The following is a 14,956-nucleotide window of genomic DNA, read 5'->3' as shown; positions in this document are numbered from 1 at the left end:
GGGCTGCCGGCTCCCGGGCGGTGCGTCGTGATGGGCGTGCTGAACGTGACGCCGGATTCCTTTTCGGACGGTGGCCGGTACCTCGGGCTCGACCAGGCGCTGGAGCACGCCCGCGCGATGTGGGCGCGCGGCGCCGACCTGATCGACGTCGGTGGTGAGTCGACGCGGCCGGGTGCGTCCCGGGTGGACGCCGAGACGGAGCTGGCGCGCATCCTGCCGGTGATCCGGACGCTCGCCGGCGAAGGCGTTGCGCTGTCGGTCGACACCACGCGTGCGGCCGTCGCGTCGGCCGCGCTCGACGCCGGGGCCCAGGTCATCAACGACGTCTCGGGCGGGCTGGCCGATCCGGACATGGCCCGGGTCGCGGCCGGCTCCGGTGTGCCGTGGGTGCTGATGCACTGGCGCGGGCACAGCAGTGACATGCAGGCCCTCGCGAAGTACGAAGACGTGGTGGCCGACGTCCGGTCGGAACTCCTGTCCCGGGTGGACGACGCGCTCGCGGCCGGGGTGGCCGAGAGCGCCATCGTGCTGGACCCCGGGCTCGGTTTTGCGAAGAACGCGGAGCACGACTGGGCGTTGCTGCGCGGGCTGGACTCGCTGCTTTCCCTCGGTTTCCCGGTGCTCGTCGGGGCGTCGCGCAAGCGGTTCCTCGGGCGTCTGCTGTCCGAAAAGGACGGCACGCCGCGGCCCCCGGACGGTCGTGAGGACGCCACCGCGGCGATCTCCGCGCTGGCCGCGGCCGCGGGCGCGTGGGGGGTGCGGGTGCACGAGGTCGGGGCGTCGCTGGACGCGGTCGCGGTGGCCGCCGCGTGGTGGAAGGGTTCGCCGGATGTCTGACCGGCTCACGTTGACCGGCCTGCGGGTTTTCGGTCGCCACGGTGTGTTCGAGCACGAGAAGCGGGACGGCCAGGAGTTCGTCGTCGACATCACGGTGTGGCTCGACCTCGGTCCGGCCGCCGCGTCGGACGACCTGACGAAGACCCTGCACTACGGCGAGCTGGCCGAGCTGGCGGCGGGGATCGTCGCGGGTGAGCCGTACGACCTCATCGAGAGTGTCGCGGGCAAGATCGCCGACGAGGTGCTGCGGGACGAGCGGCTCGGCGCGGTGGAGGTGACGGTGCACAAGCCGTCGGCCCCGATCCCGCTGACGTTCGACGACGTCGCGGTCACCGTCCGGCGTGACCGATGAGCCGCGCGGTTCTCTCGCTGGGCTCCAACCTCGGTGACCGCCTCGGCTTCCTGAAGCTGGCGCTCGACGCGGTGCGGCCGGCGCTGGTCGCGGTGTCGAGCGTGTACGAGACGAAGGCGTGGGGCGTCGAGGACCAGCCGGATTTCCTGAACGCGATCTGCGTTGTCGACGACCCGGCCCGCGACCACTGGGCGTGGCTGCGCACCGGGCAGGCCGCCGAGCAGGCGGCCGGCCGAGTCCGCGAGCTGCGCTGGGGCCCGCGGACCCTGGACGTCGACGTGGTCACGGTCGACGGCGTGACGTCCGACGACCCGGAGCTGCTCCTCCCGCACCCGGGAACCCCGGACCGCGCGAGCGTGCTGGTGCCGTGGGCCGAGATCGAGCCGGCCGCGGTGCTGCCGGGCCACGGCCCGATCGCCGCCTTGCTCGCCGCCCGGCCGGCGGACGAGGTCGCGACCGTCCGCCGGACGGATCTCGCACTCGGCTGAGCCGTCAACCCCTGACGGCCCACGGATCGCCGAGCTGCGGCGCGGGAGCGGTCAGCCGCGCAGCGCTTCGATCATGAACCGCACCGCGGGCTGCGCCGTCGGCACCGGTGGCCAGCCGTTGATGATCGCCAGCAGCTGCCAGTAGCGCTCGGCCCGCGGGTCGCCGCTGGTGGCGAAGCGGTCCGCCATCTCGGTGCGGAACTCCGCCGACGACGGGTCCTGGTCCGGCCGGGCCGTCGCCGCCGCGACCTCGGCCGCAAGCGCTTGCCCCGCCTCCGACGTGGGCGAATCACCGACTTCCAGGGCCGCTTCCGCGCGGGCGACCCAGCTCGGCCAGTTCTGCTGCCAGGCCTCCGCCGGCGGGTGGAAGTCGCCGGCCTTGAGCTGCGCCGCCTGCGTTTCGCTCATGCCGCGGATCAGGGCCCGGAAGTCCGGGTCCTGGACGAGCTCGGCGAACTCGATCCACGCCTCCAGCTGCTCGGGCGACGGGTCGTCCGGCAGTTCCGGCTTGCCGGCGCGCATCCGCTCGTAGAACTGCGGATCGATCTCGAGCCCCTCGACCATCTCGTCCCAGAACTCGTCGACCAGCCGCTTGCGCTCCTCGTCGGACATCGACGCGAGACGGTTCATCAGCTTCACTTCCTCCAGCTCGGAATCACGTTTGGCCACCGCGCGCAGCACCGCCCGGCGCAGCCGCAGCCGCCGGATCTGCTCGTCCAGCGCCTCGACGTGCCGGGTCGCCAGCTCGCCGACCGTTGCCGACTGCGTCAAGGCGGCGGAGACGTCGGCGAGGCCCAGACCCAGCTCCCGCAGCGTGCGGACCAGTTCCAGGCGGGCCATCGCCGCCGCGTCGTAGAGCCGGTAGCCCGCGTCCGTCCGCTCGGTCGGGGGCAGCAGGCCCTCGTCCGAATAGAAGCGGATGGTCTTGACCGGCAGGCCGGTCCGCCGGGCCAGCTCGCCGATGGTGAAGGTCGCGGTGGTGCCCACAAGACGCATGATGAACTCTCCCGTAGGTGGAGAGTCAACCTTTGCACGGTACGGTTGGGACATGCACTTCACCCGGCCTCGCGACCTGGTGGTGGCCGGGCTGCTCGGCCTGGTCCTCGGGTACCTGCTCTTCCAGGTGGCCTACGGCTCGCTGCCGCAGCTGCCCCTGCTCGCCGGCGTCACCTTCGCCGTGCTGGCCGTGATCGAGGCCGTGCTGGCCTTCTCCATCCGGTCGCGGATCAAGAACGGGCGGGTGGTTGCCGCTATCGGGATCGCCCGATCGGTGGCGCTCGCCAAGGCTTCGTCACTCGCCGGAGCGTTCATGGGCGGCGCCTGGCTGGCCGCGCTCGCCTACCTTTTTCCCCGACGTGACGAACTCGTCGCGGCAGTGCTCGACACCCGGGCCGCGGTGGTCGGCGTCGTTTCGGCTGCGGCCCTGGTAGCAGCGGGTTTGTGGCTCGAACACTGCTGCCGGACGCCGCGCGACCAAGAGCGTGAGCGCACCCGCGGGACGACCGGTTAGCGCTCGAATCCCACCGCTCGCGGGCCGACTAGGTCTCGTTCGGATTACGAGCAGGTACGGTGTCAGTCATGACCGGCGTGGGTGACGACTCGCGCGGCCGCCTACTGGGCAGGCCGTGGCTCGTCGTCGGATTCGTCCTCGCCATCGGAGCCACCCTCGCACTGGTGCTCAGCGACGATCTCCGGTATCTCCGGCTCGGTATCGTCGCCGCCCTCTGGGCTGCCCTGATCGGCGCTTTCCTCGCCGTGAAGTACCGCAAGCACGCGGCACAGAGCGAGGACGCGGTTTCCGAGGCGCAGGCTGTGTACGAGCTGGAGCTGGAACGCGAGATCGCGGCCCGGCGTGAATACGAGCTGGAGGTGGAGGCGGAGAACCGCACGGTGGCCGACTCCCGCGGCCGCGAGGAGCTGGAGGCGCTGCGCGCCGAGGTGTCCGCGCTGCGCGACAGCCTCCAGTCGCTGTTCGGCGGTGAGGTGCTGCTCGAACGCGTCGCGCTGACCGCGCAGGCGACCCGCATGCGCAAGGTCTCCGACGACAACCGCATGATCCCCGACGGTGCGCCGAAGAAGCGGCCGGCTCAGCTGATGGCCGGGAAGAAGCCCGCCGAATCAGGCGAGCGGCCGACCGAGCTGATCGACCGCGTGCTCGACGAGCGCCGCCGGAAGGCGTCGAACGGCAAGCCCGCGAACGGCAAGGGCCTCGGCAAGGGCAAGGGTTTCGGCGGCAAGCCGGCCCCGAAGGCTCCCGCGAACGTCAACGCGCAGAGCACCCAGCAGATCGCCCGGCCGAAGCCGCTGAGCGAACGCCGTCCGCCGGTGCCGGAGGTCGACCCGGCCCTGAACGCCGCGCAGCGTGAGCTGAAGGCCGCCGAGCTGCGGGCCGAGGCGGCCCGTCGCCAGGCCGAGTCGCAGCCGATGCGCCTGCCGAAGCCGGAAGAAGTCGCGAAGCAGCCGGAGCGCCGTCCCGACGCCGCTGCCGCCGAGCCGACGCGTCAGGTGCCGCGCCCCGCCGAGCCCAAGACCGAGATCCGCCGCCCGGAGCCGAAGACGGAGATCCGCCGTCCCGAGCCGCCGCCCGCCCGCCGGGCGGAGCTGTCGCGGCCGGCGATGCGGCCCGCCGAGATGTCGCGCCCCGACATCCCGCGCGTCGAGATGTCGCGGCCGGACATTCCCCGCGTGGAGATGTCGCGGCCCGACATCCCGCGGGTGGAGATGTCGCGTCCGGATATTCCGCGGGTGGACATGTCACGCGCCGAAATTCCGCGGAACGAACGGTCGCGTACGGACATCCCGCGGGTCGAGCAGTCGCGTTCGGACATTCCCCGGGTCGAGCAGTCGCGTTCGGACATCCCGCGCGTGGAGATGTCGCGCCCCGACATCCCGCGCGTCGAGATGTCCCGGCCGGACCTGCCCCGCGTCGGCGGTCAGCCGAACGGCGTGCGCCCCGAGCCGCGCAAGGCTCCCGAGCCGCCGCGGCCGGCGCCGGGCCGTCCGGGCGTGCCGCCCGCGCGGCCGTCCGAGATGTCCCGGTCCGACCTGCGTCCGGTGACCGACCTGAGCGCGGCCTTCCAGAACCGCGACGACTTCGCCGAGCGGCAGCGGCCGAACCGGCCGAAGCCGCCCGAGCCGAAGCCGGCCAAGCCGCCGATGCCGCGGGACGCCACGGCTTCGCGCAGCGACCTCCCGGTCGTCCCGCCGACAACGCCGGTGCCGAGCAACGGCCCGTCGCAGCCGTCGCGCACCAACCTGCCCCCGGTGGTGCCGCCGACCACGCCGGTCCCGGCCGCCGACGGCCGCCGTCCGTCGCGGCTGGAGCAGTTCTCGCGGGCCGACATGTCGCCGATCCTCGACGAGCAGCAGCCGTCCCGGCACGGTGGTGGTGCGCACAGCGGTTCGCACCGCGCCCCGGCCGCGGCCGCCCAGCCGGAGCCGCCGACGGTGAACCCGACGCTGCCGGAGTCGGTGCGCAACTTCCAGGGCCGGTCCGGCGGGCGCCGCCGCAAGCCGGACGAGTCGCAGCAGATGCCCGCCGTGCCGCCGCCCGCGCCGGAGCCGTCGGGTGGCGGCCGCCGCCGTCGTCCGGACGGCGAACCGCCGGCGTGGGAAGGCATGGTCGCCGAACGGGCGTCGATGTCGCGCCGCAACATGGCCCCGGTCGACCCGGCGGACCTCGAGCCGAACGGCCACAACGGCAACGGTCACGGCGCCAACGGGCACAACGGCGCCACCAACGGCCACGGCGCCCGCAACGGCCACCGCTCCGCCGAGCCCGCCCCCGGCAGTGGCTCGCACACCGCGGGCCGCTCGGTCAGCGAGCTGCTGGCCGCGAACGGCGGCACGGGCTCGACGCCGCGGCGCAGGCGCCGCGCCGAGGACTGAGATCGCCGGTCCAGGACCAAGCGCCCCAAGGCGGCCTTCGGTGCGTTAAATCAGCACTGCGGCGCGAGGCGCCTCCGTTGAGGGTGGCGGCGGGGGCATGGATGGAGCAACCAAGGCGGCCTTCGGTGCGTCTGACGCAACCAAGGTGGCCTTCGGTGCGTGTGACGCAACCAAGGCCACCTTGGGGCGCTGTGTGCCAGGTGGCGTTCCGGTTCGTGTCCGGTCTGCGTAGGGTGACCGGCTGTGAGCGGAACCCTCTCGCCCGCGACGGGACTGGATCGCGGACGGCGGCCTCGCCGGATCACCGTGCTGCTGCCGGTGCTCGGGCTGATCGTGGTGGCCTTGTGCGGCCTGTTCCTGTTCGGGCTCGTCACGGCGCGGGTCGGCCCGCTCGCCGTCGCGATCGGGGTGCTGGCCGCGCTGGTGCCGGTCGCCGCGGTGGTCGCCGGCTTCCTGTGGGTCGACCGCTGGGAGCCCGAACCGGCGAAGTTCCTGCTGCTCGCGTTCGCCTGGGGCGCCTGCATCGCCACCGTCACCGCGCTGCTCATCAACACCACCGCCGAAGCCGTCGGTGACGAGCTGCTGGGCACCGGCAACGGCAACACACTCGCCGCGCTGGTGTCCGCGCCGGTTTTCGAGGAGGCCGCGAAGGCGCTGTTCGTGGTGCTCATCCTGTGGCGCCGGTCCAACGAGTTCGACGGTGTCGTGGACGGCGTCGTCTACGCCGGGTTCAGCGCCGCCGGCTTCGCGTTCACCGAGAACATCTACTACTTCGGACGTGCCTTCAACGACTACGGCTTCGGTGACGGGCACAGCCAAGGTGTCATCACGGCGTTCTTCCTGCGGGGGGTGCTCGCACCGTTCACACACCCGCTGTTCGCGGTGCTCACCGGCATCGGGATCGGCATCGCCGCGCGCACGACCACGAAGGCCATGAAGGTCCTGGCGCCGCTGGCCGGCTACCTGGCCGCCGTCTGCCTGCACGCGCTGTGGAACAGCGCCGCGCTGCTCGGCGGGTCGAAGTTCCTGACCGTGTACTTCCTGATCATGCTGCCGCTGTTCCTCGGTGTGGTCTACCTGGTGGTCCTGCAACGACGGCGGGAGCAGCGGATCATCGCCACCGCCCTGCCGCACATGGCCGCGGCGCGGTGGATCGCGCCGTCGGAGGTCGACCTGCTGGCCAGCCTGCCCGGCCGCCGCGCGTGGCGGCGCCAGGCGAAGCGGCAGTCCGGTAAGCAGGCCGCGAAGGCCGTCGCCGTGTACCAGGCGAGCGTCACGGAGCTTGCGTTCCTGGACCGGCACCAGCTCACCACCGACACCGACCGGCAGCGCCAGCAGGAGCTGCTGCGCACGTTGAAGTCCGCCCGGGCGGAGGCGACGCGCCTCGCCGACGAGGCCGCTCGCGGGTGACCCGGTCCGGGTGAAGCTTGTCACCCGGGCTCAACGCTTCGCGCTTAATCGAGTTAGTCTCGCGCCGTCGTCCGGTACCCGGAGCGGGACTGGAACGAGAGCAGAGGGAGTCTGCCAACCATGAGCGTCCACAGGCGCACGCCATGATGAGGCCTGCTCGCCTCGCGGTCGGTGTGGTGTCCGCCGGCCGGGTGGGCAGTGTGCTCGGTGCCGCGCTGGCCCGGGCGGGACACACGGTGGTCGCGGCGTCCGGCTTGTCCGCGTCTTCGCTGGCCAGGGCCGAACGCCTGCTGCCCGATGTGCCCCTGCTGCCGCCCGACGAGACCGTCCGCCGGGCGGACCTGGTGCTGCTCGCCCTCCCCGACGACGCGCTGGCCGGGATGGTCCGCGGTCTGGTCGCGACGGAGTCGCTGCGGCCCGGGCAGATCGTCGTGCACACGTCCGGCGCGCAGGGCATCAACGTCCTGGCGCCCGCGGCCGAGGCCGGGGCGCTCCCGCTGGCGCTGCACCCGGTGATGACGTTCACCGGCCGCGAAGAGGACCTCGAGCGGCTGGCGACGTGCAGCATCGGCGTCACGGCGACGGCGGACGACGAAGCGGCCTGGAACGTCGGCGAAGCGCTGGCCGTCGAGATGGGCGCCGAGCCGGTGCGCATCCCCGACTCCGCGCGAGCGCTCTACCACGCTGCGTTGACCCACGGCGCGAACCACCTGATGACCCTGGTCGCCGATTGCGCGGAAGTCTTGCGGGAAGCGGGAATCGGGCAGTCCGAACGCCTGGTGGCGCCGCTGCTGTCGGCGGCGTTGGATAATGTGCTCCGACACGGCGACCGCGCGCTCACCGGCCCGGTCGCGCGTGGCGACGTCGGCACCGTCCGCAAGCACCTGGAGGTGCTCGCGGACCGGGCGCCGGACGTGGCGCCGGCCTACCGCGCGCTGGCCAGGCGCACGGTGGCGCGTTCCTCGGCTGCCGGGCTGCTGGACACCGCGGCCGCCAAAGAACTCAACGACTTCCTCGACGATCCCGCCGAAGGGCACCCAGACCAGTGACCACTCCGAAATTCAGTCGCGGCACCCTGAACACGTTCACGGCGCCGGAGCAGATGAGCCAGGTCAGCCGGGCCCTGCACGGCGTCGGCCGCAAGCTGGCGCTCGTGCCGACCATGGGCGCGCTGCACGCCGGGCACCGCGAGCTGATCCGCCGCGCGAAGCGGCTGCCGAACAACGTCGTGGCCACCTCGATCTTCGTCAACCCGCTGCAGTTCGGCGAGGGTGAGGACTTCGAGGCCTACCCCCGTCCCCTGGAAGCCGACCTCGCCGTGCTGGGTGAGGACGGCGTCGAAATCGCGTTCACCCCGGCCGCCGACGCGCTCTACGCCGAAGGCGCCGTGGTCACCGTGCACCCCGGCCCGCTCGGCGACGAGCTCGAGGGCGCCGTCCGGCCCGGCCACTTCGCCGGCGTGCTGACCGTTGTGGCGAAGCTGTTCAACCTGCTCCGTCCGGACTACGCGCTGTTCGGCGAAAAGGACTACCAGCAGCTGGTGCTGATCAAGCGGATGGTGCGCGACCTGAACATCGACACCCACGTGATCGGTGTGCCGACCGTGCGCGAGCGGGACGGTCTGGCGTTGTCGTCGCGCAATGTCTACCTGACGCCTGAGCAGCGCGAAGACGCCGTCGTCCTGTCGGCCGCCCTCACCGCGGGGGCGTTCGTCGGGCGGGACGGCGCGGACGCGGTCCTCGAGACCGCGTGGAAGACCCTCGCCGCGCGGCCCGCGGTCGAGGTGGATTACCTGGAGTTGAGGGGAACCGACCTCGGGCCCGCGCCCGTCGATGGTGAAGCACGACTGTTGATCGCGGCCCGGGTGGGGAGTACCCGGCTGATCGACAACGTTCCGGTGTTGCTCGGTGCTTCGGTAGATCACCCGGCGCTCCCGGAGCGGGACGCAGGGGAATAGGAGTCCACCATGTACCGCACCATGCTCAAGTCGAAGATCCACCGCGTCACCGTCACCCAGGCCGACCTGCACTACGTCGGCTCGGTGACCGTCGACGAGGACCTGATGGAGGCCGCGGACCTGCTGCCCGGCGAACAGGTGTCCATTGTGGACGTCACCAACGGCGCCCGGCTGGAGACCTACGTCATCAAGGGCGAACGCGGCAGCGGGGTGCTCGGCATCAACGGCGCCGCGGCGCACCTGGTGCACCCGGGTGACCTGGTCATCCTCATTTCGTACGGCCAGATGGACAACGCCGAGGCCGCGACGTACGAGCCGCGCGTGGTGTTCGTCGACGCGGACAACCGGATCGTCCACCGGCACGCCGACCCGGGTTACGCGCCCGAGGGGTCGGGGCTGCTGTCCGGCACGGTGACCCTGCCGCCCGAGGAGGAGACAGCGGTGTTCCCGGTCGCGGAGACGGCGGACGCCCGCCGCCTCGACGCGCTGCTGCACGCGGAAAGCTGACCCGCTTGCTGCTCACGGTCGACGTCGGCAACACGAACATCGTGCTGGGCCTGTATTCCGGGCCGGAACTCGTGGGCGACTGGCGCATGAGGACGGACGCCCGGATGACGGCCGACGAGCTGGCACTGACGGTGCGCGGCCTGCTCGGCCCGCACGCGGACGCGGTGACGGGCATCAGCGCGCTGTCGACGGTGCCGGCGGTGCTGCGCGAGCTGCGGGTGATGCTCGGCCGCTATTACGCGCGGCTGCCGAAGATCGTCGTCGAGCCGGGGGTGCGCACGGGCGTGCCGCTGCTCGTGGACAACCCGAAGGAGGTGGGCGCGGACCGCCTGGTGAACACGCTGGCCGCGCACCACCTCCACAGCACGGCGTGCGTGGTGGTCGACTTCGGCACGTCGACGAACGTGGACGCGATCTCGGCCCGGGGCGAGTTCCTCGGCGGGGCGTTCGCCCCGGGCATCGAGATTTCCGTGGACGCGCTGGCATTGCGCGCGGCGGCGCTGCGGAAGGTGGAACTCGTGCCGCCGCGGTCGGTGATCGGCAAGAACACCGTGGAGTGCCTGCAGTCGGGGATCCTGTACGGGTTCGCGGGTCAGGTGGACGGGCTCGTGAAGCGGATCGTCCGCGAGCTGGCCCCGGGCGGGACGGAACCGGTGGCGGTGCTGGCCACCGGCGGGTTGGCGCCGCTGGTGATCAGCGAGTCGGAGACCATCACCGACCACGTGCCGGACCTGACGCTGCTCGGGCTGCGGCTGGTCTACGAGCGCAACAACCGGCCCTAGCCGCGCGCCAGGCGGCGCCGTTCGAGCATGTAACCCGCCGCCGTCAGGGCCAGCGCCGGCAACGCCACCACCGCCTGCGGGAACTTCGCCGTCCCCGGCGGATCCACCGCCTTGGACCCCGGGTAAGCCAGCGCCGAAACCTGCGTCAGCCAGTAGAGCGACGCCAACGCGGCTCCCGCGTCGAGGCTCTCCCGCGCCGACGGGGCCCGCCAGAGCTGCCACAGGCTGGTGACCCCCAGCGCCAGCCCCAGGCTCATCGTCTGGCCGTTGTGGAACTTCGCGTGCGGCGGCCAGGCCGGGTTCTTGACGTGGGTCTCGTTCCAGTCGGCGCGGTACGGGCCCGCCGCCGTCACCAACGACACCAGCGAGATCATCGCTCGCCCCAAGGATTTCGTACGCATCACCCCAGTATCGAACCTCCAGTTTGCTGGAGGTCAATGCAGGAGTTTCAGCCCGACGACACCCGCGACGATCAGGGTCAGGCACGTGATCCGGCCGGCCGTCGCCGGGTCGCCGAGGGCGATCATCCCGTACACCGCCGTGCCGATGGTGCCGATGCCGACCCAGATCGCGTAACCGGTGCCGAGCGGGATGTCTCGCAGCGCGTACGCCAGCCCGCTCATGCTCAGCACCAAGGTGACCACGAAGGTCAGCGAGGGGACGACACGGGAGAGGCCCTTCGACGCGCCGAGGGCGGCCGCCCAGGCGGTTTCGAGGATTCCGGACAGGACGAGCACGAGCCAGGACATGAGCGAGCCTTTCGCAGTGGTGGTCAGTCACTGCGCCGTCTTGTCCTGACCGGGTACGGCGCGCTCGTCCGGAGCATCCGGGGATACCACTTCCGAAGCTAGCACGCCGCCATGACAAAAAATGTCAACGCCGTCGCGCGCGCAGTGCCCACGTGATCAATGGCAGGTCGAACTCGCCGTTCGCCGTCGCCGGATTCGACGCGAGGAACTCGCGGAGCCGCGTCAGCAACGCGGAAGACTCCTCGGGCGCGGACACGATCACGAGGGAATACGTCGCTATCGTTTCGAGGAGGCTCTCCGCCGTGCGGCGTTGCACATGGCGAAACCGGTCGCTTTCGAACGGCTCGAAGCCCGGGTGCTCCACCTGGCGCAAATCGTGGTTGCCCGCCGGCTTGCGGGCGCCGTCGCGGCCCAGTTCGGTGAACTCCGCCACCCACGGCACCGAATCGTCTTCGTAGTTCCACATCGGCACCAGCACGCCGCCCGGGCGCAGCACGCGGGCGATCTCCGTCATCGCCGCGGGCACGTCGAACCAATGGAACGCCTGGCCGACGAAAACCGCGTCGACCCGGGCGCCGGGCAACGGGATCCGTTCCGCCCGGCCCGCCAGCGACGTCGCCGACGGGACGCGCCGCTCGAGCTCAGCGCGCATTTCCGCGTCGGGTTCGACCGCGGTGACGTCGAGCCCGAGCCCCGCGAGGCCGAGGCTGAGCTTGCCGGTTCCGGCGCCGAGGTCGAGCACCCGGTGCGGTGTTCCGGTCGCGCCGGAAAGGCCCCACTCGAGGGCCTCCCGCGGGTAATCGGGCCGGTGCTCGGCGTACGCGGCGGCCCGGCTGCCGAACGAAGAAGCCCGCCGGGCCCGAAGGTCGGGAGTGGGATCGCTCACCCCGCCGAGGTTAATGGACGGAAAGGAAAGGTAATCCGGTTGGCGTAGCGCGCGACGGAGTTCGTACCCTATGGGCCATGACCGAAAACCCCGCTTCCACCAGCGACCCCGCCGAAGACGAACTGCCCGAGCAGATGCGGGTGCGCCGGGAGAAGCGCGACCGGATCCTCGCCGAGGGCATCGATCCCTACCCGGTCGAGGTGCCGCGCACACACTCGCTCGCCGAGGTGCGCGCGACGCATTCCGGGCTGCCCGCGGACACCGCGACCGGCGAGACGGTCGGTGTCACGGGCCGGGTCATGTTCCTGCGCAATACGGGCAAACTGTGCTTCGCCAGCCTTCGTGAGGGTGACGGCACGGAGCTGCAGGCGATGATCAGCCTGGCGAAGGTCGGCGAAGACGCGCTGGCGGCGTGGAAGGCCGACGTCGACCTCGGCGACCACGTCTTCGTGCAGGGTGAGGTCATCACCTCCAAGCGCGGCGAGCTTTCCGTGATGGCCGACGGCTGGCGGCTCACGTCGAAGGCGCTGCGCCCGCTGCCGGTGGCGCACAAGGAGCTCGCCGAGGAGACGCGGATCCGGCAGCGCTACGTCGACCTCATCCTGCGCCCGCGCGCGCGGGACGTCGTGCGCACGCGCGCCGGCGTGGTCCGGTCGCTGCGGGAGTCGTTCCACCGCCGCGGGTTCACCGAGGTCGAGACGCCGATGCTGCAGACGCTGCACGGCGGCGCCGCGGCGCGCCCGTTCGTCACGCATTCGAATGCGTTCGACATGGAGCTGTTCCTGCGGATCGCACCGGAGCTCTACCTCAAGCGCTGCGTCGTCGGCGGGATCGAGAAGGTCTTCGAGATCAACCGCAACTTCCGGAACGAGGGCAGCGACTCGTCGCACTCGCCGGAGTTCGCGATGCTCGAGTACTACGAGGCCTACGCCACGTACGACACGAATGCGGTGATGACCAGGGAGCTGATCCAGGAAGCCGCGCAGGCGGTGCTGGACACGCAGGTCGTCACGCTGCCCGACGGTTCGGAGTACGACCTGTCCGGCGAATGGACCACACTCGGAATGTACGAGTCGTTGTCCGATTCCCTCGGTGAAGAGGTGACGCCGGAGACGCCCGCCGCCAAACTGCACGGATTCGCGCAGGCCAGGGGCCTGGAAGTGGATCCGAAGCTGACCCACGGGAAGCTCGTCGAGGAACTGTGGGAACACCTCGTCGGAGATCACCTGCACGCCCCGACGTTTGTCCGTGATTTTCCGCTGGAGACGTCGCCATTGACGAGGCAGCACCGCTCGCGTGCCGGCGTGGCCGAGAAGTGGGACCTCTACGTGCGCGGATTCGAACTCGCCACCGGATACTCCGAGCTGGTCGATCCGGTCGTCGAACGGGAACGGCTCACCGAACAGTCTCGGCTGGCCGCGCAGGGCGATAGCGAAGCCATGCGGCTCGACGAGGATTTCCTGCGGGCCCTGGAGTACGGAATGCCGCCCAGCGGTGGTGTCGGAATGGGAGTCGACCGGCTGCTGATGGCGCTCACCGGCCTCGGTATCCGGGAGACGATCCTCTTCCCGCTCGTGCGTCCCGAATAACCCGGCCGTGTGAGTCGGCGTGCTTGTTAACCGCAATGAGATTTGCGCTGTCCTCCCGAAGCGGGTACTAATGTTCTAGACAAAGACTTCTGTCCCGGGGCTCGCCCCGTAACCAGATCATTGAGTAAGCCCCGCAGGAGGAAACAGATGGCACAGAAGGTGCTCGTCTCGCTGGTAGACGACCTGGACGGCAGTGAGGCGGAAGAGACCGTCGAGTTCGGTTTGGACGGAGTCAGCTACCAGATCGACCTCTCCTCCGATAACGCGGAGGAGCTGCGGGACGCCCTGGCCCAGTATGTCGAGCACGCCCGTCGTGCGGGTGGCCGCAAGCGCGCTTCGGTGCGCCCGGTCGCGGGTAAGACGCCGTCCCGGCCGGCCGCCGTGGACCGCGAGCAGAACCAGGCCATTCGGGCGTGGGCACGCAAGAACGGTTACGCGGTTTCGGACCGGGGCCGCATCCCCTCCGAGGTCGTCGAGGCCTACCACAAGAAGAACTGAGGATTGTTCAGGCCGGTCCGGCGCGGTATTCGCAGGTCTCTGACCAGCAGTTACCGGTGACGGACCGTGGCCGGGCAAACTCCTCGACGCGGGGTTTCCAGCTGAGGGCCGCCGGGCGAATTCGCCCGGCGGCTTTCTTCATGTCCGATCGCTGTCCGGTGTCCGTTCGGTGTCCGCACGCGCCGTTCGGGCGTACTCGCCCGGCGACTGCCCGGTCACCGTGCGGAAATCGCGGATGAAGTGCGACTGGTCGCTATAGCCCAGTCGAACCGCCAGTCCGGCGTAATCCACGTCTCCGTCCGTGGTGATCCGCTGCGCAGCGTCGTTGAGCCGGTATATCCGGATCGCCCACTTGGGCGGGCAGCCGACGTGTTCGGCGAACAGCCGCTGCAGCGATCGGGTGGTTAGTCCAGTATCCGCGCACAGTTGCGCCACCCGGGTAATTCCAGGATCTCGCGCGATTGATTCGACCGCCGCCGAGGCCTGCCGGGCACTCGGCGTGAGCGTCCGGGGATTTGCGATCAGCAAGTTGTCGACGGCACGGACCATTTGCGCGTCGCTGTCCGCCGAGCGCACCGATTCAACGGCTTCGATCGCCGCCGGCCCGAAAACGTCCGTGAGCGGGACAGCCCGGTCGGCGATGTCACGCACCGGGCCGCCGAGGAACGCGCGGAAGCAACCGGGCCGGAAACGCACACCGAGGCCCTGCACGCGGCCTTCGAGGTGATGGGAAAAGACGTCGCGGGCGGGGCCGTGGACGCCGGAAGCGCCGGGGAAGAACGTCACGTGCACCGCGAGGTTCGGCAGCACCCGCTGCTCGTGGGCCGGTTTGCCGCGCAGGTCCCAGCGCAGGATCCAGTGGTAGTCGACGAAGCCCGCCAGCTCGGCCGCGGGCGGGTGCCTGGTCAACGTGAACATCGTGCGCGCGGTGGCCTCGGCCACGATGCCGCGCGGAATCCGGTGCGCCACCGGGCCACGGTAGCTGTCGTGTTCCTTCAAGACGGCCCGCCGGC

The 14,956-nt window shown here is 70.9% G+C and carries 17 protein-coding genes and 1 riboswitch; of the genes, 12 read left to right on the top strand and 5 right to left on the bottom strand.

Annotation, left to right across the window (positions count from 1 at the left end; genetic code table 11):
- The first annotated feature begins 30 nt into the window (after positions 1-30).
- Genes folP through folK form a run of 3 tightly spaced genes read left to right on the top strand, consistent with a single transcriptional unit; the run spans position 31 to position 1,677 of the window.
- A complete protein-coding gene (folP, locus tag ACIA5G_RS05845; protein ID WP_395921903.1) occupies positions 31-837 on the top strand; it encodes a dihydropteroate synthase in 807 nt (268 codons plus the stop codon).
- Positions 830-1,189, top strand: coding sequence for a dihydroneopterin aldolase (gene folB, locus ACIA5G_RS05840; protein WP_395921045.1), 360 nt, complete (start codon positions 830-832; stop codon positions 1,187-1,189). Before folP ends, folB begins: the two co-directional genes overlap by 8 nt.
- On the top strand, positions 1,186-1,677 hold the full coding sequence (gene folK / locus ACIA5G_RS05835; RefSeq protein ID WP_395921044.1) for a 2-amino-4-hydroxy-6-hydroxymethyldihydropteridine diphosphokinase: 492 nt from the start codon (positions 1,186-1,188) through the stop codon (positions 1,675-1,677). Before folB ends, folK begins: the two co-directional genes overlap by 4 nt.
- A 51-nt stretch (positions 1,678-1,728) precedes the next feature.
- Here the strand turns inward: folK and ACIA5G_RS05830 are convergent, their stop codons facing one another.
- A complete protein-coding gene (locus ACIA5G_RS05830; protein WP_395921901.1) occupies positions 1,729-2,664 on the bottom strand; it encodes a MerR family transcriptional regulator in 936 nt (311 codons plus the stop codon).
- Between the two features lie 61 nt (positions 2,665-2,725).
- On the opposite strand from ACIA5G_RS05830, the gene ACIA5G_RS05825 reads away from it, so the two are divergent.
- The 7 genes from ACIA5G_RS05825 to ACIA5G_RS05795 all read left to right on the top strand — a co-directional run bounded on the left by ACIA5G_RS05825 (position 2,726) and on the right by ACIA5G_RS05795 (position 10,221).
- A complete protein-coding gene (locus ACIA5G_RS05825; RefSeq protein ID WP_395921043.1) occupies positions 2,726-3,187 on the top strand; it encodes a DUF3180 domain-containing protein in 462 nt (153 codons plus the stop codon).
- A gap of 68 nt (positions 3,188-3,255) precedes the next feature.
- A complete protein-coding gene (locus ACIA5G_RS05820; RefSeq protein WP_395921042.1) occupies positions 3,256-5,565 on the top strand; it encodes a DUF6779 domain-containing protein in 2,310 nt (769 codons plus the stop codon).
- A gap of 306 nt (positions 5,566-5,871) precedes the next feature.
- Positions 5,872-6,975, top strand: a complete 1,104-nt coding sequence (locus ACIA5G_RS05815) for a PrsW family intramembrane metalloprotease (RefSeq protein WP_395921899.1) — start codon at positions 5,872-5,874, stop codon at positions 6,973-6,975.
- Between the two features lie 89 nt (positions 6,976-7,064).
- Entirely contained in the window at positions 7,065-8,024 is a 960-nt protein-coding gene (locus tag ACIA5G_RS05810) for a Rossmann-like and DUF2520 domain-containing protein (protein WP_395921898.1), read from the top strand.
- Entirely contained in the window at positions 8,021-8,932 is a 912-nt protein-coding gene (gene panC / locus ACIA5G_RS05805; protein WP_395921041.1) for a pantoate--beta-alanine ligase, read from the top strand. The genes ACIA5G_RS05810 and panC overlap by 4 nt, the downstream gene beginning before the upstream one ends.
- Positions 8,933-8,941: 9 nt before the next feature.
- Entirely contained in the window at positions 8,942-9,439 is a 498-nt protein-coding gene (panD, locus tag ACIA5G_RS05800; RefSeq protein WP_395921040.1) for an aspartate 1-decarboxylase, read from the top strand.
- Positions 9,440-9,444: 5 nt separating this feature from the next.
- The gene (locus tag ACIA5G_RS05795; protein WP_395921039.1) at positions 9,445-10,221 is read left to right on the top strand and encodes a type III pantothenate kinase; all 777 of its coding nucleotides are present in this window, start codon (positions 9,445-9,447) and stop codon (positions 10,219-10,221) included.
- Here the strand turns inward: ACIA5G_RS05795 and ACIA5G_RS05790 are convergent.
- The 3 genes from ACIA5G_RS05790 to ACIA5G_RS05780 all read right to left on the bottom strand — a co-directional run bounded on the left by ACIA5G_RS05790 (position 10,218) and on the right by ACIA5G_RS05780 (position 11,856).
- Entirely contained in the window at positions 10,218-10,622 is a 405-nt protein-coding gene (locus ACIA5G_RS05790; RefSeq protein ID WP_395921038.1) for a DUF6640 family protein, read from the bottom strand. The two genes, ACIA5G_RS05795 and ACIA5G_RS05790, sit on opposite strands and share 4 nt — an antisense overlap.
- 33 nt (positions 10,623-10,655) lie before the next feature.
- On the bottom strand, positions 10,656-10,970 hold the full coding sequence (locus ACIA5G_RS05785) for a DMT family transporter (RefSeq protein ID WP_395921037.1): 315 nt from the start codon (positions 10,968-10,970) through the stop codon (positions 10,656-10,658).
- 29 nt (positions 10,971-10,999) lie between these two features.
- Positions 11,000-11,060, bottom strand: a riboswitch (guanidine-III (ykkC-III) riboswitch).
- A gap of 34 nt (positions 11,061-11,094) precedes the next feature.
- Entirely contained in the window at positions 11,095-11,856 is a 762-nt protein-coding gene (locus ACIA5G_RS05780; RefSeq protein ID WP_395921036.1) for a class I SAM-dependent methyltransferase, read from the bottom strand.
- Between the two features lie 77 nt (positions 11,857-11,933).
- On the opposite strand from ACIA5G_RS05780, the gene lysS reads away from it, so the two are divergent.
- Positions 11,934-13,445 (top strand): lysine--tRNA ligase, encoded by a 1,512-nt coding sequence (gene lysS, locus ACIA5G_RS05775; RefSeq protein ID WP_395921035.1) that lies wholly within the window; start codon positions 11,934-11,936, stop codon positions 13,443-13,445.
- Positions 13,446-13,592: 147 nt separating this feature from the next.
- Complete coding sequence (locus ACIA5G_RS05770; protein ID WP_395921034.1) at positions 13,593-13,943, top strand: Lsr2 family protein; 351 nt, start codon at positions 13,593-13,595, stop codon at positions 13,941-13,943.
- A gap of 138 nt (positions 13,944-14,081) precedes the next feature.
- Here the strand turns inward: ACIA5G_RS05770 and ACIA5G_RS05765 are convergent, their stop codons facing one another.
- Entirely contained in the window at positions 14,082-14,942 is an 861-nt protein-coding gene (locus tag ACIA5G_RS05765) for a DUF6597 domain-containing transcriptional factor (RefSeq protein WP_395921897.1), read from the bottom strand.
- Positions 14,943-14,956 lie beyond the last annotated feature (14 nt).

This window comes from Amycolatopsis sp. NPDC051758 (genome assembly GCF_044453095.1).
In the GTDB taxonomy this organism is placed as follows: Bacteria; Actinomycetota; Actinomycetes; order Mycobacteriales; family Pseudonocardiaceae; genus Amycolatopsis.
This window is presented reverse-complemented; position numbering and strand designations above follow the sequence as displayed.

What these genes read in the sequence shown, in the direction of transcription:
- folP (WP_395921903.1), top strand. Translation starts at nt 31, where the DNA reads ATGGGCGTGCTGAACGTGACGCCGGATTCCTTTTCGGACGGTGGCCGG.
- folB (WP_395921045.1), top strand. Translation starts at nt 830, where the DNA reads ATGTCTGACCGGCTCACGTTGACCGGCCTGCGGGTTTTCGGTCGCCAC.
- folK (WP_395921044.1), top strand. Translation starts at nt 1,186, where the DNA reads ATGAGCCGCGCGGTTCTCTCGCTGGGCTCCAACCTCGGTGACCGCCTC.
- ACIA5G_RS05825 (WP_395921043.1), top strand. Translation starts at nt 2,726, where the DNA reads ATGCACTTCACCCGGCCTCGCGACCTGGTGGTGGCCGGGCTGCTCGGC.
- ACIA5G_RS05820 (WP_395921042.1), top strand. Translation starts at nt 3,256, where the DNA reads ATGACCGGCGTGGGTGACGACTCGCGCGGCCGCCTACTGGGCAGGCCG.
- panD (WP_395921040.1), top strand. Translation starts at nt 8,942, where the DNA reads ATGTACCGCACCATGCTCAAGTCGAAGATCCACCGCGTCACCGTCACC.
- ACIA5G_RS05790 (WP_395921038.1), bottom strand. Translation starts at nt 10,622, where the DNA reads ATGCGTACGAAATCCTTGGGGCGAGCGATGATCTCGCTGGTGTCGTTG.
- ACIA5G_RS05785 (WP_395921037.1), bottom strand. Translation starts at nt 10,970, where the DNA reads ATGTCCTGGCTCGTGCTCGTCCTGTCCGGAATCCTCGAAACCGCCTGG.
- lysS (WP_395921035.1), top strand. Translation starts at nt 11,934, where the DNA reads ATGACCGAAAACCCCGCTTCCACCAGCGACCCCGCCGAAGACGAACTG.
- ACIA5G_RS05770 (WP_395921034.1), top strand. Translation starts at nt 13,593, where the DNA reads ATGGCACAGAAGGTGCTCGTCTCGCTGGTAGACGACCTGGACGGCAGT.